This window comes from Streptomyces sp. SID4985 (assembly GCF_009863025.1).
Lineage (GTDB): Bacteria > Actinomycetota > Actinomycetes > Streptomycetales > Streptomycetaceae > Streptomyces.
Map to the genome: position 1 here is coordinate 1 of NZ_WWIR01000636.1, position 1,266 is coordinate 1,266.

At 75.9% G+C, this 1,266-nt stretch carries 2 protein-coding genes; both read right to left on the bottom strand.

The features are described from left to right. On the bottom strand, nucleotides 1-338 hold a 338-nt coding region (locus GTW40_RS33770; RefSeq protein WP_343245796.1), incomplete at its 3' end, for an NTP transferase domain-containing protein. After that, on the bottom strand, nucleotides 254-1,266 hold a 1,013-nt coding region (locus GTW40_RS27225), incomplete at its 5' end, for a dihydrolipoamide acetyltransferase family protein (protein ID WP_237525743.1). The genes GTW40_RS27225 and GTW40_RS33770, both read right to left, overlap by 85 nt.

Here is a 1,266-nt window from a genome sequence, read left to right on the forward strand (position 1 = left end):
AGCACCCGGTCGAGCAGCGGACGGCCGCCGACCCGGACGCCCGGCTTGTCGGCACCGCCGAGCCGCCGCGCGGCGCCCCCGGCCAGCACGACGGCGTCGTACGGGGTGTCGGTCCCGGGGGCGGACGGGGCCGGGGACGTGGCGGGACTCGGGTCGGCGGGGGCGTTGTCGGTCACCCTCCGAGTATGTCCCGTCCGGCACAGAGGGTGCGCGGTCCCTCCGGGACCAGAGGGTGCGCGCGGTCCCGCCGGGCTCAGAGGGTGCGCAGGAGCACCGCCGGTTGTTCGACGCAGTCCGCGACGTACCGCAGGAAGCCGCCCGCCGTGCCGCCGTCGCACACCCGGTGGTCGAAGGTGAGCGAGAGCTGGACGACCTGACGCACGGCCAGCTCGCCCTCGTGCACCCACGGCTTGGGGACGATCCGGCCGACGCCGAGCATGGCCGCCTCGGGGTGGTTGATGATCGGTGTGGAGCCGTCGACCCCGAAGACGCCGTAGTTGTTCAGCGTGAAGGTGCCGCCGGTGAGGTCGGCCGGGGTGAGCCTCCCCTCGCGGGCCAGTTCGGTGAGCCGGGCGAACTCGCCGGTCAGCCCCTCGGCGTCCCGCGCGTGGGCGTCCCGGACGACCGGCACGACCAGTCCGCGCGGGGTCTGCGCGGCGAACCCGAGGTGCACCTGGTCGAGCTGGACGATCTCGCGCGTCTCGGTGTCCACGTACGAGTTCAGCTCGGGGTGACGGGCGAGCGCGGCCGTGCAGATACGGGCGAGCAGCGCGAGCAGGGAGATCTTCGGTCCCCCGGCCGCGTTCATGGCGGCCCGTGCCCGCATCAGTTCCGTCGCGTCGGCGTCCACCCAGCAGGTCGCGTCGGGGATCTCCCGGCGGCTGCGCGCGAGCTTGTCCGCGACGGCACCGCGTACACCCTTGAGCGGAATACGGTGCCCCGCGGGGCTCGCGGCCGGAGTGACCGGGGTGTCCAGTGCGGCCGGGGGCGCCGCCGGGCGCTCCCGCACCGCCGCCTCGGCCCGCAGCACGTCCTCCACGTCCGCGCGCAGGATCAGCCCGTCCGGGCCCGAACCGTGCAGGGTGCGCAGATCGACGCCGTTGTCACGGGCGATGCGGCGGACGAGGGGGGAGATGACGGCGACGGGGCCGTCGGCGTGGGCGGGAGGCGCGTCCACGCGGTCCGGGGTGCGATCCGGAGTGCGGGCCGGGGTGACGGGCGCGGGCGTGTGCGACGCGGCGGGGAAGGCGGGCGGGCGGGACGCGC